The sequence below is a fragment of the Pseudomonas sp. KU43P genome, from assembly GCF_033095865.1.
Classification (GTDB): Bacteria; Pseudomonadota; Gammaproteobacteria; order Pseudomonadales; family Pseudomonadaceae; genus Aquipseudomonas.
The window spans coordinates 5,634,808-5,657,391 of record NZ_AP019365.1; the positions used below are offsets into that span (position 1 = coordinate 5,634,808).

General features: G+C 62.9%; 19 protein-coding genes and 1 tRNA gene. 7 read left to right on the plus strand and 13 right to left on the minus strand.

Translation table 11 applies throughout. From position 1 onward, the window contains the following. Nucleotides 1-215: 215 nt before the first annotated feature. Together KU43P_RS25805 and KU43P_RS25810 are read right to left on the minus strand one after the other, a co-directional pair. Nucleotides 216-1,892, minus strand: a complete 1,677-nt coding sequence (locus KU43P_RS25805; RefSeq protein ID WP_317660272.1) for an aryl-sulfate sulfotransferase — start codon at nt 1,890-1,892, stop codon at nt 216-218. Nucleotides 1,893-1,909: 17 nt separating this feature from the next. After that, a complete protein-coding gene (locus tag KU43P_RS25810; RefSeq protein WP_317660273.1) occupies nt 1,910-4,243 on the minus strand; it encodes a TonB-dependent receptor in 2,334 nt (777 codons plus the stop codon). A gap of 194 nt (nt 4,244-4,437) precedes the next feature. Between KU43P_RS25810 and KU43P_RS25815 the strand changes: the two genes are divergently transcribed. Further along, nucleotides 4,438-5,346: a LysR family transcriptional regulator gene (locus KU43P_RS25815; RefSeq protein ID WP_317660274.1), complete on the plus strand. Its 909-nt coding sequence runs from the start codon at nt 4,438-4,440 to the stop codon at nt 5,344-5,346. Nucleotides 5,347-5,459: 113 nt separating this feature from the next. On the opposite strand, the gene KU43P_RS25820 is transcribed toward KU43P_RS25815, so the two are convergent. Together KU43P_RS25820 and KU43P_RS25825 are read right to left on the minus strand one after the other, a co-directional pair. Next, a complete protein-coding gene (locus tag KU43P_RS25820; RefSeq protein ID WP_317660276.1) occupies nt 5,460-6,365 on the minus strand; it encodes a TauD/TfdA dioxygenase family protein in 906 nt (301 codons plus the stop codon). A 37-nt stretch (nt 6,366-6,402) separates the two neighbouring features. Next, a complete protein-coding gene (locus KU43P_RS25825) occupies nt 6,403-7,446 on the minus strand; it encodes an ABC transporter substrate-binding protein (protein WP_317660278.1) in 1,044 nt (347 codons plus the stop codon). A gap of 296 nt (nt 7,447-7,742) precedes the next feature. On the opposite strand from KU43P_RS25825, the gene KU43P_RS25830 reads away from it, so the two are divergent. Beyond that, nucleotides 7,743-9,341, plus strand: coding sequence for an ABC transporter permease (locus KU43P_RS25830; RefSeq protein WP_317660279.1), 1,599 nt, complete (start codon nt 7,743-7,745; stop codon nt 9,339-9,341). Beyond that, nucleotides 9,338-10,201 carry an ABC transporter ATP-binding protein gene (locus KU43P_RS25835; protein WP_317660280.1) on the plus strand — a complete coding sequence of 288 codons (864 nt, stop codon included), beginning with the start codon at nt 9,338-9,340 and terminating at the stop codon, nt 10,199-10,201. Before KU43P_RS25830 ends, KU43P_RS25835 begins: the two co-directional genes overlap by 4 nt. Nucleotides 10,202-10,210: 9 nt before the next feature. Here the strand turns inward: KU43P_RS25835 and KU43P_RS25840 are convergent, their stop codons facing one another. The 6 genes from KU43P_RS25840 to KU43P_RS25865 all read right to left on the minus strand — a co-directional run bounded on the left by KU43P_RS25840 (nt 10,211) and on the right by KU43P_RS25865 (nt 16,884). Then, on the minus strand, nt 10,211-12,733 hold the full coding sequence (locus tag KU43P_RS25840; protein WP_317660282.1) for a dermonecrotic toxin domain-containing protein: 2,523 nt from the start codon (nt 12,731-12,733) through the stop codon (nt 10,211-10,213). Between the two features lie 83 nt (nt 12,734-12,816). After that, the gene (locus tag KU43P_RS25845; RefSeq protein WP_317660283.1) at nt 12,817-13,092 is read right to left on the minus strand and encodes a DUF971 domain-containing protein; all 276 of its coding nucleotides are present in this window, start codon (nt 13,090-13,092) and stop codon (nt 12,817-12,819) included. After that, the gene (locus KU43P_RS25850) at nt 13,092-14,057 is read right to left on the minus strand and encodes a HEAT repeat domain-containing protein (protein WP_317660285.1); all 966 of its coding nucleotides are present in this window, start codon (nt 14,055-14,057) and stop codon (nt 13,092-13,094) included. The genes KU43P_RS25845 and KU43P_RS25850 overlap by 1 nt, the downstream gene beginning before the upstream one ends. A gap of 43 nt (nt 14,058-14,100) precedes the next feature. Continuing rightward, nucleotides 14,101-14,346, minus strand: coding sequence for a ferredoxin family protein (locus KU43P_RS25855; RefSeq protein ID WP_317660286.1), 246 nt, complete (start codon nt 14,344-14,346; stop codon nt 14,101-14,103). A 67-nt stretch (nt 14,347-14,413) separates the two neighbouring features. After that, a complete protein-coding gene (locus tag KU43P_RS25860) occupies nt 14,414-16,138 on the minus strand; it encodes a fumarate reductase/succinate dehydrogenase flavoprotein subunit (protein WP_317660288.1) in 1,725 nt (574 codons plus the stop codon). Beyond that, on the minus strand, nt 16,135-16,884 hold the full coding sequence (locus KU43P_RS25865) for a GntR family transcriptional regulator (RefSeq protein ID WP_317660289.1): 750 nt from the start codon (nt 16,882-16,884) through the stop codon (nt 16,135-16,137). The genes KU43P_RS25860 and KU43P_RS25865 overlap by 4 nt, the downstream gene beginning before the upstream one ends. A gap of 192 nt (nt 16,885-17,076) precedes the next feature. Here KU43P_RS25865 and KU43P_RS25870 point away from each other — a divergent pair. The 3 genes from KU43P_RS25870 to KU43P_RS25880 all read left to right on the plus strand — a co-directional run bounded on the left by KU43P_RS25870 (nt 17,077) and on the right by KU43P_RS25880 (nt 19,659). Next, nucleotides 17,077-17,153 (plus strand) — tRNA-Arg (locus KU43P_RS25870). Nucleotides 17,154-17,290: 137 nt separating this feature from the next. Next, entirely contained in the window at nt 17,291-19,018 is a 1,728-nt protein-coding gene (locus tag KU43P_RS25875; RefSeq protein WP_317660290.1) for a dipeptidase, read from the plus strand. Between the two features lie 203 nt (nt 19,019-19,221). After that, nucleotides 19,222-19,659 (plus strand): CBS domain-containing protein, encoded by a 438-nt coding sequence (locus KU43P_RS25880; protein ID WP_317660291.1) that lies wholly within the window; start codon nt 19,222-19,224, stop codon nt 19,657-19,659. Between the two features lie 5 nt (nt 19,660-19,664). Here the strand turns inward: KU43P_RS25880 and KU43P_RS25885 are convergent, their stop codons facing one another. The 3 genes from KU43P_RS25885 to KU43P_RS25895 all read right to left on the minus strand — a co-directional run bounded on the left by KU43P_RS25885 (nt 19,665) and on the right by KU43P_RS25895 (nt 21,139). Beyond that, a complete protein-coding gene (locus KU43P_RS25885) occupies nt 19,665-20,303 on the minus strand; it encodes an NADH:ubiquinone oxidoreductase subunit N (protein ID WP_317660292.1) in 639 nt (212 codons plus the stop codon). Nucleotides 20,304-20,375: 72 nt separating this feature from the next. Continuing rightward, nucleotides 20,376-20,618 (minus strand): DUF2789 domain-containing protein, encoded by a 243-nt coding sequence (locus KU43P_RS25890; protein WP_317660293.1) that lies wholly within the window; start codon nt 20,616-20,618, stop codon nt 20,376-20,378. 62 nt (nt 20,619-20,680) lie between these two features. Then, nucleotides 20,681-21,139, minus strand: coding sequence for an aminoacyl-tRNA deacylase (locus KU43P_RS25895; RefSeq protein WP_317660294.1), 459 nt, complete (start codon nt 21,137-21,139; stop codon nt 20,681-20,683). A gap of 98 nt (nt 21,140-21,237) precedes the next feature. On the opposite strand from KU43P_RS25895, the gene KU43P_RS25900 reads away from it, so the two are divergent. After that, entirely contained in the window at nt 21,238-22,584 is a 1,347-nt protein-coding gene (locus KU43P_RS25900; protein WP_317660295.1) for a nodulation protein NfeD, read from the plus strand.

Below are 22,584 nucleotides of genomic sequence, written 5' to 3' on the forward strand. Positions count from 1 at the left end.
GGGTGTAGGACAATAGGCTGTTCGAAAAAAAGAACGAATGGTTGAACAGCCTATCCGAAAATGCGCTGTCCCCATCGCCGGCAAGCCGGCTCCCACAGAGACCCTACCCGATACCTGTGGGAGCCGGCTTGCCGGCGATAGGGCCAGTACAGGTTAGACGAACGAACTGAAAGAAATGTGAAGGGAGGACCGACGGCCCTCCCGAAGGGAATGAATCAGAAGGCCCTGGCCAGGTCGATAACCAGCGCCCGGTAGCCGACACTGCCCGGCTGGCGGCTGTGCACCTTCAGCTCTACCAGCACCTCCTGGGTACCCCGGCGTACCTCGTTGAGTACCGTGGTGGTGAGCTTCTCCGGCGTGAGGAAGTTCACCGAAGCCGAATAAATGAATTGAGTGTCGGTCTCCGGCCGGTAGGCCACCACCGAAGTCACCGGGCTGTACCACTCGTCGCCGCGCTCCTTGCCGTACTCCCACACCTGCTCGACCGTGCCCTTGGCCTCGTCGATCCGGTACTCCACCGCCCGGCTGTAGTTGCCGCTGATCTTCGTCGGAGCAAAGTCGCGCCCCCAGCCATTGTCGAACACGGTCAGGGTGCCTTTGCCGGTGAGCCAGGCAGTGTGCTGGGTCCAGGACCAGTCGAAGCCTTCGCTGGCGATCGGTTTGAGTACTTTGTCCTGCAAACGCTGCGGCCAGCCCTGAGGCGAGGCCAGAATCCACTTCACCTGTTTGTCACGGCCAATCTTCGCAACGCCCTGATGACGCGCTGAAACGATAATGCTGTCGTCATCTGCATCGTAGTCGATGGCATTGACGTGCGCCCAGTTGCGCCCGGTCCCCACACCTGGGGTGTCGCCGAATGGCAGGTCGCCTTCAGCCAGTTCGTTGGCCAGCCGATCGTCCTGCTTCTGCACCCCCTCAGGCAGTTGCAAGGCAGCCTTGCCCAGGGTTTCCAGAAGGTCGCCGCGGTAAGGGTCGAGAATCTGGTTCAGGTCCCAGAAGTCGAGTACGTCTCCTGCTTCATTGACTTCGATGATGTGGTCGCGAATCGAGCGTACGCGCTTGCCGTCCGGGCGGCGATAGTCGCTGGTACCGACCCTCAGCAGGTAGGTGCCGTTGGCGGTTTCGCGGATTTCATGGGAGAAGTCGGCGAACTTGTCGGGCAGGCTTCGTTGCCAGATGCGTCGGCCGAGCAGGTCGTACTTGGAATAAGTCTGGCCCTGGCCCCAGATCAGCTTGCCGTCGTGGGTCTGGTGGAAGCCCATCGTGCCGCCCAGGGCATCACGGCGGTTGGAATCGTGGATCTGCTCGATATCCAGGTACCAGCGTACGTCGCCATTGCTATCGGCAATCCAGTTGTTGCCCACCTGGTCCCATTCGGCGGCGCCGCCCAGGCCATTCCACTTGAAGGCGCGCCCCCCTGGGATGTCGCCTTGCAGGTGGTTGAACAGGTACAGGCGGTTCTCGAAACCGGGCGCGACCTTGACCGGCTCCACCTCCGGCAGCGCCGCAGTCTGGTTCGCCACAACCGGCAGACGCACGGCCGGTGCGTAGATCTGGTAGCGCTGGCGAATGCGCTCGCCGTCGAGCTTGTAGGTCACTTCCACCTGGTTGACGTAATCCGGGTACAGCCCGAACACCGGTATACCGCCGTAGGTCCACAGCGAACGGTCGGACACCTCGTAGGCGATGTCCACGCCGCGCTCGCCACGGCCGAGCACACGGACATGGGCCGCGCTCAAGGCGCGCCCACCGTCACGGATGATGGCGGTCAACGGGGCCAGGCGATAGGGGTTGACCTGCACATCGCCTAGCAACGTTTCACCCTGCGCGGGCACCTTGGCGGTGAGGCAGGCGCCTTCAGGTAGAACGGGGGTTTCGGTCTTGGCATTCATGGCAAAGCTCCTTGTGCTCAGAAGTCGTAACGGGCGGTGGCGCCGAAGGTGCGCGGGGTACCGAGCACGCCGGCATAACCACCGTTGGCGGAGTTCCACAGGCTGGTGAAATAGGTCTTGTCGCCGGCGTTCTTCACCCACAGCGAGAGGTCGAGCACGCCGTCGCCCTGGTCAAGGCGTACGCCGGTGGACAGGTTGACCAGCGCGTAGCTGGGGATCTGGCCGTAGTCGGAGTCGTCGATGGTGCCCACCGCCTTGGAGCGGAATGCGTAGCTGGCGGTGACGTAGGGCTCGATGTGCTCGGCGAGTTGCCACTTGTACTGGCCGTTGAGGTTGGCGATGTACTTGGAGGCGCCGACCACCTGGTGGCCAGACAGGTCGCAGGTGGCAGTGGCGTTGGCCAGGCTCACCTCGGGCGGGCACGGGGCATCTTCGTAGTCGGTGTAGCGCACCTCGTTCCACGAGCCGTTGAAGTTCACCGTCAGGCCACGAATCGGAAGGGCCGTGGCTTCGAACTCAAGGCCCCGCGAGCGTACGCTGCCGGCGTTGGCCAGATACTGCACGCGGTTGGCCTCGTCGTAGACGTTGGCCTGGTAGCCGTGCACCTCGGCCCAGAACAGGTTGGCGTTAAGCTGCAGGCGGTCGTCGAACAGTGTGCTCTTGAGCCCTACTTCGGCATTGTTGACCCGTTCGGTGCCGACCAGCAGCGAGTCGGTACCCAGCCGCGGCGCCGCGCCGACAGTGAGGTTGATGCCACCGGACTTCTCGCCATGGGTGAGCGTGGCGTAGCCGAGTAACTGCTCGTTGAAGCGATAGCTAAGGCCCAGCAGGCCCGACGGGCTGAAACTGTACTGGTTCAGGTCACCCGAATCGTAGGCCCCCACCCTGCCCTGGCGCGCGGCAGCGGCGGCGCCGGTCACTGCCGCGCCACCGGTTGGCGCATCGCGGGTCACCCAGGCGCTTTTCTCTTCATAGGTGCCGCGCACGCCGGCAGTGAAGTCCAGGCGGTCGGTAATGTGCCAGGTGCCTTGACCGAACAGGGCGTAACTGTCGGTATCGATATGCCCGTCGCCAATGGTATTGACGTTGTTCAGGGCGCCGCTCGGGGTAAGGTTCCAGATGTCGGCCTTCGGGCCGTAATAGGTGAAGGAGGTGTTGTCCAGGTCCTGCTTGAAGTAGTACGCGCCGAGCACGTAGTCGAATACCCCACCGGTTGGCGACGCCAGGCGAATCTCCTGGGAGTACTGCTTGTCACGCACCGATACCCCAGCGCTGTAGAACACCGGCTCGTTGAGGCCGTCGTCGTTGCGCGGGGTGAAGTCCCACCAGCGGTAGGCAGTGATCGAGGTCAGGGTGAAGTCGTTGGGCAGTGTCCAGTTGGCTTCCACCGAGGTGCCACCCTGGAACACCGTCACCTGCTGGTCGGCGTCGAAGTTGACCTTGCGGTGCTTGCCCGACACCAGCGTCGCGCCGGCCTGGGCCGCCAGGGTTTCATAGCGGTTGACGCCATTGATGGTCGGCCCGGTGCTGTACAGGCTGAGGATGCCGTTATCGGAGTCTTCCTCGTTGTACTCGCCGATCCAGCGCAGGTTGAAGGTTTCGCTGGGCTTGAACAGCAATTGGGTACGAAAGCCCTGGCGCTTGCCACCGTTGAGGTCATGGCCGTCGTGGATGTTCTTCACGTAACCGTCGTCTTCGGTGTGATAGGCGCTGATGCGCCCGGCCAGGGTGTCGCTGATCGGCCCAGAGAAACTGCCCTGGGTCTGCAGGTAGCCATCCTCACCGATGGACTGCTGGATGCTGCCCTCGCGGTGGAAGGTCGGCTTGCGCGTGGTGATGTTCAGCACTCCCGCCGTGGTGTTCTTGCCGAACAAAGTGCCTTGCGGACCGCGCAGCACTTCAAGCTGCTCCACGTCGAGCAGGTCGAACACCGCCATGCCCGGGCGTCCCAGGTAGACGTTGTCGAGGTAGATGCCGACGCTGCCTTCCAAGCCGTCGCTGGCCGGGTTGTTGCCCAGGCCGCGAATCGAGATGCTCGACTGGCGCGCATGCACATAAGCCACGTTGGTGCTGGGCACCAGCTGTTGCAGATCCTGCACACGGTAGATGCGCTGGGTTTCCAGGGTTTCGCTGTCGAGCACGCTGATCGGCGTGGGCACGTCCTGCGCGGTTTCCTCCCGGCGGCGGGCGTTGACCGTGACGGTGCCGAGTTTGGCGTCCTGTTCCACGGCAGGGGTGCTGGGCAGCTCTTCGGCGAAGCTGCCACCGGAGGCCGCCAGCAAAACGCCCGCGGCAAGAGGATGCAAGGCGGCCCACGACACGCGCGTCGGCCAATGGAAAACTCGGGACATGCAAATGCTCCTTGAGGCATGGGCCCTGGGGCGAGCATTTCCGTTAGCGGAACCGAATCGCGGTCAGTCGGGCTTATATTCTTTTAGGTGATATAAATATTTGTAATTCATATTTTGTGGAATAAGTAACACCCTTTATAAGGGGGCTCACCCTCTTCATCAATTGCATTCGACCGAAAGTTTTCATGTAGAAAATGCATATCGACCTCCGCCAGCTCCGCCACTTCATCGCCCTTGTCGAGCACCGCAGTTTTGTCGCTGCGGCGGCCGCGGTGAACCTGTCGCAATCGGCATTCAGCCGCAGCATCCAGACCCTGGAGCACAACGTTGGCTGTCGCCTGGTCGACCGCGCCAGCAAGGAGCTTTCGCCCACCCGTCAAGGCTTGCTGGTACTGGAACATTCACGCCGGCTGGTGCACGGGGCGCACAAGCTGGTCAACGAGATTCACCAGTTCAATGGTGCGACTACAGGCGTTGTGCGCTTCGGCTCCGGCCCGGCGCCGGCCGGTGGCCTGGTCCCTCGGGCGGTGGCGCGTTTCGTCGCCGAGTACCCAGCGGCGCGCACGTGCTTCCAGGTGGATAACTGGCAGGCCTTGAACCGCAAGCTGATCGCCGAGGAGATCGAATTCTTCGTCGCCGATACCCGCCAATTCGAGTCCGACCCGGACTACCGGGTGCACAAGCTGGCAGCCCAGCGTTGGCATTTCTGCTGTCGCGCTGGCCATCCGCTGACCGCACGCAGCCAGGTCAATGCAAGGGATCTGTTCGACTACCCGCTGGCCACCACCTTCCGCCCGCCGAACATCCGCAAGGTGCTCAGCGACCTCAGCGGCCGGCAGGACTTCCTGCCGACGGTGGAGTGCGAGCATGGTTATGCGCTGCTCAATGTGGTGATGAACTCGGACACCATCGGCATTGCCTGCAGTGCCAACCTGCGGCCGTATCAGGCAGGGCTGGTGGCGCTGGAGTTGGCGGATCTGGCGCCGGAACAGGAAGAGTCGTTCTTTACCCGCTATGGGGTGGTGAGCCGAGTGGGGTATGGCTTGTCGCCATTGGCGCAGGGGATGGTCAGGCAGTTGATTGCCTGTGATACAGAGGTGTGATCGGCGGACGCTTCGCCCCCAAATCGCCGGCAAGCCGGCTCCCACATCGATTACCACCGACCCTGTGGGAGCTGGCTTGCCAGCGACTGGGCCGCAAAGCGGCCCCGGCAATATCAGCCTTTACGGGTCGTTCGGCTCAACTGCCCATCGATCCCGACCGGCACCTCACCCGCCAACGTCACCCGCCGCACGATACGCGGCTGGGTACCGTAATCATCCACTGCATAGTGCTGCGTAGCACGGTTATCCCAGATCGCCACATCTCCCGCTTCCCAGCGCCAGCGCACGGTGTTTTCCAGGCGTGTCACATGCCCCTGCAACACGGCGAACAGATGCTGCGAATCCGCCAGCGAGTAGCCCTTGATGCGCTTGACGAAGTGCCCAAGCTGGAGCGCCCGCTCACCGCTGACCGGATGCACTCGTACCACTGGGTGCTCGGTCTCGTACACGGTCGAGGTGAACACCTGGCGATAGCGTTCGAGCTTGGCCGGGTCGACGTCCGGCTTGATGCTGGCGTAGTCATACTCGTTGCTGTGTACCGCCCACAGCTTGTCTGCCAACTCGCGCAGCGGCTCGGGAAGCTCCTGGTAGGCCGCGGCGGTATTGGCCCACACGGTGTCGCCACCAGAGGCCGGGGCCACCACACTGCGCAGGATCGAGGCTTTCGGGTAGGCATCGACGAAGGTCACGTCGGTGTGCCAGGAGTTGGCCCGCTGGCCTTCGGCGCCATCGAGCTGGAGCAGGTAGCTGGTGCCGTCGACCACCGGCACGGTGGGGTGTGCGACCGGTTCGCCAAGCAACTTGGCGAAGCCTTCCTGGCTCAGGTCATCCAGGTGGGTCTGGCCACGGAAGAAGATCACCTTGTGTCTGACCAACGCGGCCTGGATGGCCTCGACCGTGGCGGCATCGAGGTCGGCAGACAGCTTGACGCCGCGGATTTCGGCGCCGATGCGACCGGCGACAGGGTGGATATCGAGTTCGAAGGCTTGCGGCGCGGTGGCCAGTGCGGCATTGCTCATGGTCGTGGTCCTTTTGCGGTCATTGTCGGGTGAGGTTTCAACGGGCGGCCTGCACGGCCTTTTCCTGTTGCAAGGCAGCATCGAGGAAGCGGGTGTCGATCCAGTCGGACACCTGGAAACTACGGCGGATCAGGCGCTCCTTGGCGGCCAGGTCTACGCCTTGTTGCAGTTGCGTGACGAATTCGGCATCCAGGCGTGGATCGAAGTAGTGGGCGAGGTTTTCCTGAGCCAGGTCGTCGGCGAGGATGCTGCGCGGCCAGTTGGCGTTGCTGGCCACCAGATCGACGTAGGCGTCGCGGTTACGTTCGTCGCGCACCCAGCTGGCGGCACGCTCCTGGGCATTGACCAGGCGTTGGACCAGTTCGGGGTACTTGGCGATGAATTCGCCGGTGCCCAGCAGCACAGCCTGGGTACTGCCGGCGCCTTCCAGGTCGCGGGAGTTGACCGGCAACTCGACCAGGCCCCGCTCACGCAGCGAAAGCAGGCTGGAAAGGCCCCAGGTGGCATCGATCTGCTTGGCGGCCAGGGCAGCGTTGGCGGCATTGAAATCCAGGTTGATCACTTTCAAGTCGCGCTCCGACAATCCCTGACTGGCCAGGGCGCTGGCGAACGACAGCTGGTTCGCGGTGCCGCGGAAAACCGCTACGCGCTTGCCCTTGAGGTCGTGCAGGGTCTTGATACCCGAACCGGGTACTACCCCCAGGTAGCTCTTGACCCCGCGTACACCGGCCGTCAGCACGCGGGTGTCGAGGCCGTTGGCCTTGCCGACGATCGCTGCCAGATCGCCCAGGTAGGCGAAATCAGCCTGGCCGTTGGCCAGCGCCTCGTTGATCACAGGGCCCGCGCCCTTGAAGAAGTGCCAGTCGATGCGGATCCCGTCCTTGGCGAACGCCTTCTCCAACAGTTGCTGATCGCGCAGCACATCGACCACGCCTCCGGCGCTGTGCTTGCTGCCTGCGCTCAGGTCGGGCACAGCGATGCGAATGCTTTCTGGCTTGGCCAATTCGGCGGCCTGGGCATTGAGGGTGAACAGGCCGACCAGCCCGAGGGCATGGATCAGGTGGCGCAGTGGGGTTCTCATGTGAAGGCTCCTTGGCAGGCTGCCACCGGCGATGGCCGGCGCTTTAGCCAGAAGCTAGGCGGGTCTGGTTAGAACCTACAAAGATCAAAACTTCATTTTTTAGTAACCAGAAGGCATAAATCAGACAGCGCGCGGCTCTGCGGTGGGCTTGCGAAATACGCATGTGAAATATGAGGAAAACGCAACGGCAAAGGGCTTACGCGAGATGAGGTTGCGTGCTCTTATCTCTTGAATGTCACTTAATGGATTTTTTTATTCCTTAAGTGCATAACCATGAAACGTACCGAGAGATGCCGATGAATGGAATTCTGAGCAAGGGTCGGGCAAGCCTTCTGGGGCCGCGGCGCGGCCCCTTCGCGACGCAAGGCCGCTTCTACATTGGCGGGCGCGTGCTTCCCTGGGTGCTGCCTGGGCTGATCGCGCTGTTGTGGTGGGTGGCGAGTCGGCAGCACTGGATGAGCGAGCAGATTCTGCCGGCACCTTCGCTGGTCTGGCAAAGTGCTGTGGAGTTCGGTTCCGGTGAGCTCTGGGGGCACCTGTGGATAAGTCTGCAGCGGCTGTTCTGGGGGCTGCTGGCAGGCATCGCCAGTGGCTTGTTGCTGGGGGCCTGGCTGGGCACTTCGCGACGCGCGCAAACGCTGGTATTGCCCAGTTTCGTGGCGCTGGCACAGATTCCGACCTTGGCGTGGATCCCGCTGTTCATGTTGTTCTTCGGCATCGGTGAACTGCTCAAGCTGGTGGTGCTGGTGAAAGCCGTGGTGGTGCCAGTGACCTTGCACACCCTGGTGGGTGTGCGCGACGCCCAACCCAAGCTGCGCGAAGCCGCAGGCGTGTTGCGCCTGCCTCGGCATCTGCTGTTCCTGCGCCTGTTGCTGCCGGCCGCCCTGCCCGCCTTCCTCACCGGCGTACGCCTGGCACTGGCCACCGGCTGGACCTCATTGCTGGCGGTGGAACTGCTGGCCTCCAGCGAAGGCATCGGTTACCTGATGGTATGGGGCCGCCAACTGTTCATGCTCGACCTGGTGCTGCTGTGCATTCTGGTGATCGGCCTGGTCGGCGCCCTGCTGGAGCGCGGCTTTTCAAACCTGGAGAAGCGCCTGCTGTTCTGGCCGCAACCCGCCACAGGCGAACAGCAGCGCGGGCCTGTGCCCAGGGGCTGGCAAAGCCTGCTGCTGCCGGCGGCATTGCTTGCCCTGTGGCAGGCCAGCAGCAGCCTGGGCTGGGTCGACACGAATATCCTGACTTCGCCGCTGGAGGTACTGCACACATTGCTCGCCGGCCTGGCCGATGGTTCGCTGGCGCACGCCATGCTGCTGAGCCTGCAACGTACCCTGACTGGATTGCTGCTCGGTGGCAGTGCCGGATTGCTGTTGGGCTTGCTGCTGGGCCTTTCATACCCTGCCGAGCGGGTATTGAGCCCCAGCCTGTCGGCATTGCGCCAAGTGGCGCTGTTCGCCTGGGTGCCGCTGCTCACGGCCTGTTTCGGACTGGGCGAAGGCGCCAAGCACGTGTTCGTCGGCCTGGCAGCCTTCTTCCCCCTCTTGATCGCCACGCAACGCGGCATCGCCAGCCTCTCGCCGCAGCTGGCCGAAGCCGCTCGTACCCTGCGCCTGAGCCTGTGGCAACGGCTGCGCCTGCTGGTGCTGCCTGGCGCTGCCCCGGCCATTTTCGCCGGCCTGCGCCTGTCGCTGATCTACGCCTGGCTGGGCACCATCGGCGCGGAGTACTTCATGCCTTCGGATGGTGGCATTGCCAGCCTGATGATCGGCGCGCAGCAGCTGTTCCGCATGGATCAGGTCATGGCTGCGATGGTTTTGATCGGCCTGGTCGGCGCCCTGCTCGGCACCCTCGGACAACGCCTCGAATCGCGCGCCACGCGCTGGAGAACCGCATGAACGCTTTCAATCCCTCGACCCTCAAAGCAGCCAACCAGGCCGTCGCCACGCCGTCGCTGGTCAGTTTCGAAAACGTCGGCAAGGCGTTCCGTGTGGACGGCCAGCCCTTCGAAGCCTTGCGCGACTTCAACCTGTCGATCGAGCAGGGAGAATTCATCGCCATCGTCGGCGCGTCGGGTTGTGGCAAGTCCACCTTGCTGCGGCTGCTGGTGGGCCTGGACACCGACTACAGTGGCAACATCCGTATCGACGGCAAGCCCGTCACGGGGATCGGTGGCGAGCGTGGCATCGTGTTCCAGGAGCACCGTTTGTTCCCCTGGCTGAACGTGGAGCAGAACATCGCCCTGGGCCTGGTCAACGAACCCCTCACCCAAGGCGAACGCGCCAGACGAGTCCACGAGCATGTTCAACTGGTGGGCCTGACCGGCTTCGAGTCGGCCTATCCGCACCAGCTATCCGGTGGCATGGCCCAGCGTGTGGCGATTGCCCGCGGCCTGGTGGCCAGCCCAAGGATCCTGCTGCTGGATGAACCTTTCGGCGCCCTGGATGCGCTGACCCGCCAGCAGCTGCAGGACGAGCTGCTGGCCATTCGCGAGCGCGCCGGCATCACCATCCTGCTGGTAACCCACGATGCCGAAGAAGCCACTTACCTGGCAGACCGCGTGGTGGTTCTGCAGCCGCGGCCAGGGCGTATCAAGCAGCTGGTGGACATCGCCCTGCCGCACCCGCGCAACCGTACAGGCGTGGCGCTGCACGGCCTGCGCGAGCAGGTGCTGCAACAGATCACCGGCCATCACGCCCCTGTCACACCGAATGCCAGGCGCGTGGAGGGCCTGCGCCCCGAACTCATCGCCCTCTAGCGGCCACGACTACTGTTCGCGCGGGAAAAACCGTTCGAGCCAGGGTGGGTTTCCCAGCTTCTGGGCATAGGCCTGGCGGTCGAATGGCTGGCCGCTGCGCATTTCGAAGGCAGCGTCCCCGGCACGCCGCGGGACTTCCCGCAGGCTGAACTTGATGAAGCGGTAGTGCTGGCCTTGAACGTCGTGGATGCCTTCGATGCGGAAGGTAGACCCCGGCGTGAACAGCACTTCCGCTTCCTGCCAGTTCAACGAGAACGGCGCCACCGGCGTGCCGCTGAGTCCTTCGCTGCCGGCCAGCTCATACAGCACGGTGTATGGATCGAAATTTGCGGCAACCTCAGCAAGTGGTCGTTCGGCGGCTTCCTTCGGCAGCATGAAGCGGCGCGGGATATAGGGGCTCTCGGTGAATGACGTGAAGTCCGTGGCCACCAGCAGATTCCCCACCTGGATCGCGCCTTCGCGGTAGCGCGCACCCAGCGCCACGCGTTGGCCGCGGCTGCCTCGCCAGAGCACCGAAGCGTTGCTGCCGGGTAGCTGTTCCAGTGAGTCGACAAGGGTGGTCACGAAGTGGTCGAGCAAGGCCGCCGAATACCCCTGCAGTCGACTGCGATCTCCCCTGAACAGGTCATTGACCTTGGCCATGTGGCTGCTGTACTCCATGGCCAGGTCGTTGTGCAATTCGCCTTCCTGGCTGAAGGTGTAGGATCTCTGCCCCTGCACCTCGACGTAGTGATGACCGAACTCATCGACAGGCGCCATGTGCCCGGAAAAGGTCGGTACAGCCGAACGCTCCAGCAAACCGGACTGACGCTCCAGCAACGCCGTTGAAAGCCGCTGGCTCATTGGCTTGTCGATCTCCATGTAGGTGTCCCAGAACTGGCGCGTCAGCGCATCGGGATCGCCTTCGGGCGCATACAATCGCCATTGACCGTCCAGCCCTCGGCGCACCAGCAGCGTTTCGCGTATTTCCAGGTCATCGAGGTCACGCAGCACCATCCAGCTGGACCAACTGCTGTTGTACTGCACCGGTAGGACCATTTCGTCCATGACGATCCAGCTGCGTCCCTGCTCATCGATGTTCAGCCCTTGCAGTGGAATCGACTCCTGCGCAGGCTCGACGGCAAGCAGATTGCTGTCGAGGTCTTCCAACATGCGCCTGATCCGCTCGGATGACCGGGCCGGTTGCAGCAACCGGGTCATGAAGCCGGAAAAGTGCGGAGGTTCACGATAAATCAGCGCCTTGAGCCCGAACGCTGTGTGCAGCAGCTCGAATACACTGACCAGTGCATCGCCCACTGCAGCGATGACGGCTTGACGGCGCTTCTGGCTCGAACGCGCTCGCACTGCCGTGTCCACGTCCAGTGTCAGTCGCGTCAGTCCAGCGCCTAGCATCACCAGGCCCAGCGGCCAGGCCATCAGCGAGAAACTGCCGAACACCTGGATGAAAGCGCCCAGGTAGCCGCGCCACAATTGCTTGCGCAGGTCGGCATTGCTGACCAGGTTATGCAGGGTCACACGCAGGTCTCCCTTGACCCACAGCATCAGGCTGTCGAACAGGTCGGGCAGGACAAGCGCCTGCCCCTGTCCGAACGGCCAACGGGGAGTCGTGTAGGAGCCACTGCGCTCGCGCACTTCGTGCAACACAGCGTGCCTGTGTTGTTCATCGGTGAACGTGTCCATTCGGTACAGCGCGCTCAGCCATGCCAATGCATTGGGCCCGTTCACCTGTGTGAAGAGCCAGCGGACCATCGCCTGCTGGTTGGCAAAGCCCCGCAAGGGTGATTCCTCTGCCGGCGTGTAGAGCACCACCCGCCCAGAGGCATGTTGCAGGGTCAGCAAATGGCAGTTGCGCTCCGGAAAATGACGCACACTGATGAGATCGCCCGACGCGGGACGCGACAACGCAGCCAGCGTGACGGGTTTTGCCGGTTCGAGCCCGAGCCAGTCACGCAGGTTCTGCCTGTCTTCGGCTTGCAGCAACCCTGCCTTTACGCCCGCCTCGATCCGGGCGATGAAAATGGCCCGGGCCAGGATTGGAAAGTCCAGCCCCTCCTTGCCCCAGAAGCGCTCTTCACTCGCCGCGGCCTCGGAGGCGAAGTCCAACTGCCACAGGTCGTCCATTACCTCAGTCGGTTTCAGGGCGACTTCATTGTCGGCGCCATACCCATCGGCATCGCTACCCCGGGTATAGAACCCGCTATACACCGGCAAGGTGTCGGGCGCGACCTGAAAACCCAGGCCGAACCTGTGAATCAGCAGATCGGTGAAGCGCAAGGATTGTGTCGGCGGCCCCGCATGCTGCCACCCGGTGGTGGTCGCAGCGGTGGAGGCCGAATCGAATGCATGCCACCAGACCTTGTCCGGGTCCAGCGGTTTGCCGGTATGTTCGAGCAAGTAGGCAGCGGCGTGTTGCCGGGCCAGGCGATGAGGATCGGGCCAGGCGTCGATGTAAGCCTGGGCTTTGCTCATCACGGCCCTGGCGTCACCAATGGCTGCCAGACTGCGGGCGAAATGGTCGAGATCTAGAAGCACGGTGAAGATTCCCCAAGTCAGGAAGAATCCTCATTGAGCCAACGCGAGCGGGCTGCACGGTGCCAGTGCGCTACCACCTCTTTTCAACCTAGTTCGCGCAGGTAGCACCATGGGTAGATCCCACGGTCATGCCCATCGCTGAACACCAACTGCAGACCATAACCCTGAGGCACGATACGCTCGATCCGGACATCGTCAGGCACCAGGTTGATCCTCCCTTCGAGGGCCGCCGCTTTGCACCGCGAGCACGGGCAGGCACTGCGCAGGCGTGCGTAGCTCAGGCGCTGCAACCGTTCGGCCCACTGCAACTGCAAAGTGCCAAGGCTGCGCAGGTGGCTGATCGCTGCGGGGACATCCATCAGCAAGTACCTTGCAGCTGCGCCAACGCGATACGCACCGCCTTGCGTACTTCCGGGTCGCTGTCGGCCTGAGCCTGCTGCAAGGCAGGCAAGGCCCCCCCAAGGCCCAGCTCACCCAACGCGAGCGCCGCCTCCTTACGCAGGTTAGCGATGGCATGCACGAGCAGGACGACCAGCGCATCCAAGGCAGGCGTATGACGCAAGCGCCCGAGCGAGCGCGCCGCACGCAGACGCACTTGCCAGTATTCATCGTCCAGCGACTTGATCAACGCCGCGCCCGCTGCCTGCTGGCCGATCTTGCCCAGCGTCGTGGCAGCCTCTTCACGCACTTGCCAGACGCTGTCAGCAAGCGCCGCGATCAGCGCCTGCAGCACCGACTCATCACGAGCCAGGCCCAAGGCGGCGACGGACGCACGACGGGCCTCGGTGTCTGGCTCAGACATGGCAAGCCGGGTCAACGCTGGCAATGCCGGCTCATGCTTGAGCCACCCAAGAATGCCTACGGCCTCGCGACGGACGGTGGCATCGGCGTCCTCCAGTGCGACCATCGCCGGTACGGCAGCCTCCTCCAGGCGCAGTTCACGCAGTGCGCGCAAGGCACTGGCCCGGACAAAGGCGTCGGCATGGCTGACCCAGGGCAGAATCAGCAACCCGGCTTCATGACCCTTGAGCTCGCTCAGGCTCTGCGCGGCGGCCAGGCGCACTGGCTCGGCAGGGTCGGTCAGGGCTGCACACAAGGCCTGGACAACTTCGGCGTGCTCCCACGCTTCGAGCAGCCGGGCCGCTTCGGCACGAACCGCCTCAGCGGGGTCGACCAACAACGCATCGGTCAGCCAGGGCAGTGCTTGCGGCATCTCCAGATCGGCCAGTTCGATCAGGGCAATGCGCCGCACGCTGGCATCGCCATCGCCAAGGCGCGGCAGCAGTTCAAGGATGTCGGGGTGGTCGGTATGGCGTTCAGTCATGGCGCGATCCGTAGCGGAGGATGGTCAATGTCTGCGAGAGGTTTCAGCGCAGTAGGTAAGGGATGTCGACCTTCACGGCGCCAGTGGGGCAGTCCTTCTCGCAAGGCATGCAGTACCAGCATTCGTCGAAGGCCATATAGGCCTTTTGCGTGGCCGGGTTGATGGCCAGCAGGTCCATGGGGCAGACCTCGACGCACACGGTGCAGCCTTTTTCGGCGATACATAGGTCTTCGTCGATGGTGACCGGGGCGCTGCTGCGGAAAAAGATTTCTTGTGGCTGGTAGGCCATATCACGGGCTCCTCTGGGCCTTGGGCCCTTGTTTTGCTTCTGGCATCACATGGTCCGGCATGGCCATCTATGCTGCATCGGCCTTGAGCCGTAGGCGGTCATAGGCAGTCTGCTCGTCGGCATCCAAGGCGATGAGGTAGGGTTCGATGGCTTTCTTGAAACTGGTCATCTCGCCGTCCTCGCCCTTCTTCAGGTGGCAATGGCAGAACCACTCGCCATCGTTGCGTTCGGGGAAATCGACCCGATGGTGGTACAGCCCCCAGCGGCTTTCCTCACGGAACAGCGAGGCACGGGCGGCCATTTCGGCGCAGTCGCGAATTACCGCCACCTCCATCGCGCGCATCAGTTCGTGGGGGTTGCTGGCCTTCATCTGGGCCAGGTCGCGCTCGATTTCGGCAAACCGGGCCAGGCCGATTTCCATCTTCTTGGTCACCTTGGGTGGCTGCAGGTAGTCGTTGACCATGCGCCGCAACTTGTACTCGACCTGCGCTGGCGGCAGGCCGTGCTCGCGCTGCAGTGGCGCAAATACCCGCTCCCGCTCACGCTCGACCTGGGCCACATCCACCTCGGCCAGCTCGCGCCCGGCCACGTATTGCGCGGCATTCACACCGGCGAACCAGCCATAGGTAAAGGCTCCGAGCATGTAATTGTGCGGCACGGCCGCCATGTCGCCGGCCGCATACAGGCCCTTGACGCTGGTCTCGGCCTTCTCGTTGACCCAAACGCCCGAAGCTGAATGCCCAGAGCAGAAGCCGATCTCGGAGATGTGCATCTCGACCATGTGTTGGCGGTAGTCGGTGCCGCGTCCGGCATGGAACTGGCCACGGCTGGGGCGTTCGTTGCTGTGCAGGATTTCTTCGATGTTCTGAATGGTCTCCTCGGCCAGGTGGTCGAGCTTGAGAAACACCGGCCCGTTGCCGCCTTCGAGCTCCTGGTGGAACTCCCACATCATCTGCCCGCTCCAGTAGTCGCACTCGATGAAGCGTTCACCCTTGCTGTTGGCGGTGTAGCCGCCCAGCGGGCCGGTTACGTAAGCACAGGCCGGGCCGTTGTAGTCCTTGATCAGCGGGTTGATCTGGAAGCACTCGAGGTTGGCCAGCTCGGCGCCTGCGTGGTAGGCCATGGCATAGCCATCGCCGGCGTTGGTCGGGTTCTCGTAGGTGCCCATCAGGTAGCCCGACGAAGGCAGGCCCAGGCGCCCGGCAGCTCCACAGGCGAGGATCACCGCCTTGGCGCGCACCACGCGGAACTCGCCGCTGCGACAGTCGAAACCGAGCACACCGGCGGCAGCACCTTCGCTATCGAGCAGCACACGGGTGCAGACCATGCGGTTGCTGATTTCGACGCGGGCACGCTTGAGCTGGCGGTACAGCACCTTCTTGATGTCATGGCCTTCTGGCATGGGCAGCACGTAGGCGCCCATGTGGTGCACCTTCTTCACGGCGTAGTCGCCGGTTTCGTCCTTCTCGAACTTCACACCCCAGCGGTCGAGCTGCTCGATGGTTTCGAAACTGTGCGTGGCATAGGCATGCACGGCGGCCTGGTTGACGATGCCGTCATTGGCCACGGTGATTTCCTTGGTGTACTGCTCAGGCGTGGCGTGGCCGGGGATGATCGCGTTGTTCAGGCCGTCCATGCCCATGCTGATGGCGCCGCTGCGCTTGACGTTGGCCTTGTCCAGCAACAGCACGCGCAGTTGCTTGTCGTGCTCCTTGGCCTTGATCGCCGCCATTGGGCCGGCGGTGCCGCCACCGATGACGATGATGTCGTAGTCCTGGGTCTGGATACTCATGCCTTGCTCCCCTTCTGGCGGTCGATGCGCAGGCGGTACTGGAAGGCATCGCCGCGGTAATACAGGTGTTCGAAGTCCAGCGGCGCGCCGTCGGCGGTGTGGGTAAGGCGCTCGATGCGCATGATCGGCGCGCCCTCTTCCACCTCCAGTGCCTGGGTCAGGTCGCTGTCGGCAAGCACGGCATCGATGGCAAGGTCGGCGTGACCAAGTGCAATGCCGCAGTCGTTTTCCAGCAGCAGGAAGATGTCGCGGGTGACCAGGTCGGCCTTTTCCAGCTTTTCCCCCACGGCCTTGGGCAGCCAGGTCAGCTCGAGCGAAACCGGCTCGCGGTTGATCAACCGCACCCGGCGGATCTCGGTCACCAGGCTGCCCTCTTCAACCTGCAGCCGCGCCGCCACCAGCGCAGTGGCCGGTACGTGGCGAAAGCTGCGCAGGCGGTTGATCACCTCGTAACCCATCTGCGTCATCGACTCGGCCAAGCCCTGCAAGGTGCTGACGTTCTGGAACGCCTTGGGTTTGGCGACAAAGGTGCCTTTGCCGTGAATCTTGAAGATCAGCCCTTCTTTCTGCAGGTCACCCAATGCCTGGCGCACAGTAATGCGGCTGACATCGAACGCCTTGCCCAGCTCGTTTTCCGAAGGCATGCGACTGTGGGGCGGGTAAGTGCCATCGAGGATGCGCTCGCGCAGCAGCTCCTTGAGCTGGGTGTAGAGCGGTACGGGGGACAGGGGGAGCAGTTCGGCCATGGGTCTCTTCGCTGATCGATGACTTGTTATAACAAGTTGTGACCAGATGTTAGCGAGCATAAGAACGGGCGGGGAAATACTGTTATTGCATATGCATAGATGGGTTTGTGGTTGCCCGAGCAACCGGGAAAAATGGCCGAAGATCAAGGCGATGGACGACATCGAATCAGATGGGTATCATGCGTGCGCGTTGCACTCGTAGCTCAGCTGGATAGAGTACTGCCCTCCGAAGGCAGGGGTCGTGGGTTCGAATCCCGCCGAGTGCGCCATATCAGAAAGCCCTGGGCCCAAGCCCGGGGCTTTTTCATTTGTGCGACATATCGCATTCTGGCACTCCCGTGCCACGGGGCATTGGTGATAGCGTGAGCATCCCTTTTCACCGTAACGCGAAGGAATGCGCACCCCCATGCTCCTGAAAAAACTGACCGCAACCGTGCTGCTGGCCAGCGCCGGGCTGCTCACGCTCCCAGCTCAGGCCAACCTGACGCAGGAACAGTCCGCCGCCATCATCAAGGCATACGACGGCGCCGACCCTGCCAACTTCAAGGCGTTTCTCGGCAAGCTCAACGGCAGTGACCTGGCCAAGGCCGACAACCTCGGGGCAACCCTCGATGCCTTCCTCGCCAGCAAGCCCTTGAGCGCCGACCAGCAGCACGAAATCAACCGCCTGCTGGGCCTGTACACCCGCATCAAATACGGCAAGGCCGCCACCGAAACCCTGCGTGAACTGGTAGCCATCCCCACCTTCAGCGTCGATGGCGTGCCGCAGCACGAGAACCCCGAGTTCCTCAAGATCGCCGACAAGATCAAGGCCCTGGCCGAAGGTTTCGGCCTGACCTTCCGCAACATCGACAACCGCGTGTACGAGATTTCCCTCGGCGCGGGCAAGGAAGTCGTCGGTATCCATGCTCACGCCGACGTAGTGCCGGTCAACCCGGACAACTGGAAGCTGGACGACGGCACCCGCCTGGACCCGTTCAAGGTCACCCTGGTCGGCGACCGCATGTACGGGCGCGGTACTGAAGACGACAAGAACGGCATCGTCGTGGCGCTGTATGCGCTGAAGGTGGCCAAAGACGAACAGCTGCCCTTGGCCCGGCAGTTCAAGCTGCTGATCGACACCACCGAAGAAACCAGCGGCGAGGCTATCCCCTACTACTTCGCCCGCAACCCGACGCCTGACTACAACCTGGCGCTCGACGGCGGCTACCCGGTGGTGATCGCCGAGAAAGGCTACGGCACGATCATGGCCAGCTTCAGCAAGCGCCCAGGCAGCGGCAAGGGTGCGGAAATCATCAACCTTACCGGCGGCTTGGCCACCAACCAGATTCCTACGACGTCCGTGGCAACGCTCAAGAGCGACAACCCGGCGCAATTGGCCACACAGCTTGAAAAAGCCGGTGCCGAGTACGTGAAGCGCAACGGTACCGACTTCAAGATCGACGCCAAGGCCGACGGCGACAAGGTGCTGCTCACGGTCACAGGCGTTTCGGCCCACTCTTCCGAGCCGGAATCCGGGGTCAACCCAGTGGCACGCATGCTCGACTTCATCAACGGCCTAGGCCAGCAGGTGCCTCTCAAGCACAACCACTTCACCGATGCTGCTCGTTATGCCGCCGACAACTGGGGCCTGGACTACCTGGGCAACAAGCTAGGCGTTGCGTTCAAGGATGATTTCATGGGCCCGCTGACGGCCTCGCTGACTTTTGTAGGCGTGGATGAAAAAGGCCTGAAACTGGCGGTGAACCTGCGCATTCCAAAGGGCAAGCCGCTGGCCACGATCAAGGACGAACTGGCCGACAAACTGGGCAAGTGGACACGCCAGAGCCACACGTCGGTGGCCTTCAACTACAGCCTCGACGAGCCGATGTTCCGCAACCCCGAGGGTGAGTGGGTCAAGGCTTTGCTCGATGTGGCCAGCGAGAACCTGGGCATGAAGCATGCGTTCGGCACGTCTGCCGGCGCTACCTCGGTGCATGACCTGCCTAACGGCGTGCAGTTCGGGCTGGCAATGCCGGACGTGAAGTACACCGGACACAACGACAACGAGTTCAAGACCGTGGAACAGTTCATGCTCGACCTGCAGGTAGTGAGCGAGATGGTGGCGCGGATCGGGCAGATGCCGAACCTCTGAATCGCCATTAGGGCCTATCGCCAGCAAACCGAGTGGTGAACATGTGGGCGCCGGCTTGCCGGCGATAGGGCCAATCCGTTCATGCGCCAAATCATGACGTTTTTCAATCGGCTCCATGCCGTTTCCTGCATTGCCGTGCAGGCCGGCGTGCCGGATGCTTTATTTACTCCAAGAGCTCGGTTTTTCCACCCGCAGAGGCCCGTATGAAGAACGTCGAAGAAATCCTGAAAACCAAGTCCCAGCACCAGACCGTGTACACCATCGGCCCGGGTGACTCGGTGCTCGACGCCCTGAAAATACTGGCGGAGAAAAACGTCGGTGCGCTCCCAGTGGTTGAAAACGACAAGGTGGTGGGCATCGTCAGCGAGCGTGACTACGCCCGCAAGCTGGTGCTCAAGGGGCGTTCTTCGGCAGCCACGCCGGTGCGGGATATCATGAGCGCGCCGGTGGTCACGGTCGAGCCGAAGCAGAACCTCGAGTACTGCATGAACCTGATGACCGACCGTCACCTGCGCCACCTGCCGGTGGTCAGCGATGGCGAGCTGCTGGGCCTGTTGTCTATTGGCGACCTGGTCAAGGAAACCATCAAGGAGCAGGCCAGCCTGATCCGTCAACTGGAACAGTACATCCGCGGCGAATAAGCCGCTCAGTGGTAGGCGCGTTCCAGCTCGTCCAGCTGATGGTCGAAGCTGCGCAGGCGCGCCGACCAGGTATACACCAGCACTTCCAGATCCCGGTTAAGCACCGCCGTGTTGCCATGCCCGTTGCTCGAGGGTTCGCACAGGTCGAGCTGGTAACGCTCCCGCGCCATGGCCGTGGCCACGCTGGAGAGGTCGCGGGCATTGGCCAGCCAATGATGGTGATGGTCGTGAATCTCGCGGTCGAGTACTCGGCACTGGCGTTTCAGGGCATCCAGGCTCTGCTCCAGCGGCGTGCCCTTGAGCTCGCCCATCACTTCTTCGAAGGTGCGCCCCGAATGCCAGTAGCTACCCCAGAAGTAACGGTCGAACACCGTCTCGACCCGACGTAGCGCGACCTTGGTGTTCCAGATGGTCAGCAATGTTCGCCCCTGAGCCACTTCACGTTTGTTCAGGTGCAATTGCTGCCAGGCTATCCATGTCAGCCCCAGTAACGCGACCGCCGCGGTGATCGCCGCAGCCGCATAGAGGAACTGAACGGCCTGGTTCATATGCTGGGTGTGGCGGATACCATAGAAGTAACCGGCCGTCAGGGTGCCCAGGATCGTCACGGAGCACCAGAAACCTGGTGCGTAGGGATCTTTCATAGCGCCTATCCCCTTCTTGTTTTTCCTGAGCATAGCAACGGCCAAATCACTCATCAGGTGCCACTCGGCGCTTTATTTTCGCGGGCGACGCAAGGCCTCGTTGAGCTGATCGAAGGGCACTGCCCAATCGGAATCCTCAATGATGCTTTCCTTCAGGAATGTTCTTTGAGAGTCGGTCCAGAACGGCGCATCCACCAGCTTGATTTCATTCTTCAGTGGCGAATGACTGGTGATGAACTGGTCGATGCTATTCGGGTCGTCGGCCAACCCCAGCTGCTTGAATAGTTCGGCGAATGGATGTGTCGGTGCGTCCATTGTTCCTCCTCATGTGCCGGGCAGGCCGTCCACGACGCCAACCCGGCATTGGTGTGAGCACATCAGCACAGCTCGCGTACTTCGGCTTGCGGTACCAGCTTGAGGTACTGCTCCATGCTCATGTGGATCAGGTGATCGTGGTCACCCGCCTCCAGGTAGACATCACCCTGGCGGGTAAGGCTCGAATCAAGCAGCATTTTTATCTGGTAGGCGTCTCCCATGGCCGGGATGGCGCCGCGCTCGCAATCACCGAACAGGCTTGGCAGGCCGCTTTCGCGAGTCAGTTGCCAGGCGCCGGACACGCGCACTTTGCTCATGTCCAGGTGACGGTTGGCCGGTAGCACGGCCATGATGTAGTTGCCATGGCGGTCATCGAGCATGACCGACTTGGCGACCCGTTCGGCGGGTACCCCGGCCGTGCGCGCCGACTCCAGGCTGGTGGCCGAATGTGGATGGGGAATGATGTCGTAGTCGCAGTTGGCCTGGTCCAGGCGCTGCTGCAAGGTCTTGGCCATACGCATGATGCACCTCCGGTTTCGCCCCCCAATCTTCAAGTTTAGGCCGTACCCCGGCAGCCACAGCTAAACTTCTAGAACAGAGACCCACGAGGTGACGACAGGTGCTCACTCGCTGTTGCCGCTGGTTGATGCTGTTGCTGGTACTTGGCTTCGTTCCGAGTAGCCAGGCAGCGCCCGGCGCGGTCTGGGTGCTGAGCATCGATGACGCCATCGGTCCCGCCAGTGCCGACTATCTGGTGCGCAGCCTGCAGCAGGCCGATGAGCAGGGCGCGCAGTTGGTGGTGATCCGCATGGATACTCCCGGCGGGCTCGACAGTGCCATGCGCCAGATGATCAAGGCGATCCTCGCCAGCCCGGTGCCGGTTGCGACCTTCGTTGCGCCCAGCGGCGCCCGCGCCGCCAGCGCCGGCACCTACATCCTCTATGCCAGCCACGTAGCAGCCATGGCCCCAGGCACCAACCTGGGCGCGGCGACGCCGGTGCAGATCGGTGGCGCACCAGGCATGCCCAAGGACGACAAGGCCAAGCCGGGCAGCGATGAAGAAACCCTCGCGCGCAAGCAGGTCAACGATGCCGCAGCCTACATCCGTGGCCTGGCCCAACTGCGCGGGCGCAATGCCGATTGGGCCGAGCAGGCGGTGCGCGATGCCGTGAGCCTGCCCGCCAGCGAAGCGCTGCGCCTGAAAGTGATCGATCAGCTGGCCAACGACCTGCCCGACCTCATGCGCCAGCTCGACGGCAAGACCGTGACCGCCGCCGACCAGCCGCGACGGCTCAGTACCCGAGATGCCAACCTGGTGGAGCACCTGCCGGACTGGCGCACACGCCTGCTGGCGGTCATCACCAACCCCAGCGTGGCGCTGATCCTGATCATGATCGGGGTCTACGGCCTGTTGTTCGAGTTCATGAACCCCGGATCCACGGTCGGTGGCGTGGTCGGTGGCATCTGCCTGCTGCTGGCGCTGTATGCCCTGCAATTGTTGCCAGTGAGCTTCGCCGGGGTGGCGCTGATTCTGCTCGGCATCGCCTTCATGATCGCCGAGGCATTGCTCCCCAGTTTTGGGGTGGTCGGTTTCGGCGGCATCGTGGCCTTCGTCATCGGCGCACTGATTCTGGTCGACACCGATGCCCCGGATTTCGGCATCCCGCTGTCGCTGATCGCCCCCCTGGCCGTGCTCTCGGCGTTGCTGATCGGCAGCGTGCTGGGCATGGCCATGAAAGCACGCAGGCGAGCGTTGGTCAGCGGTGATGCGGGCCTGGTCGGCAGCCTGGTCACTGTAACCCAGGTGACTGCGGACAACCCCTTCCGCGGCTCTGTCCAGGCCCAGGGGGAACAGTGGCAAGTGCACTGCGCGACACCCCTGCAAACCGGCCAGCACGTGCGAGTCACGGCACGCCAAGGGGTCATGCTGGAAGTGAGCGCCGCCGCAGCGGCGCAAGGGGAATGA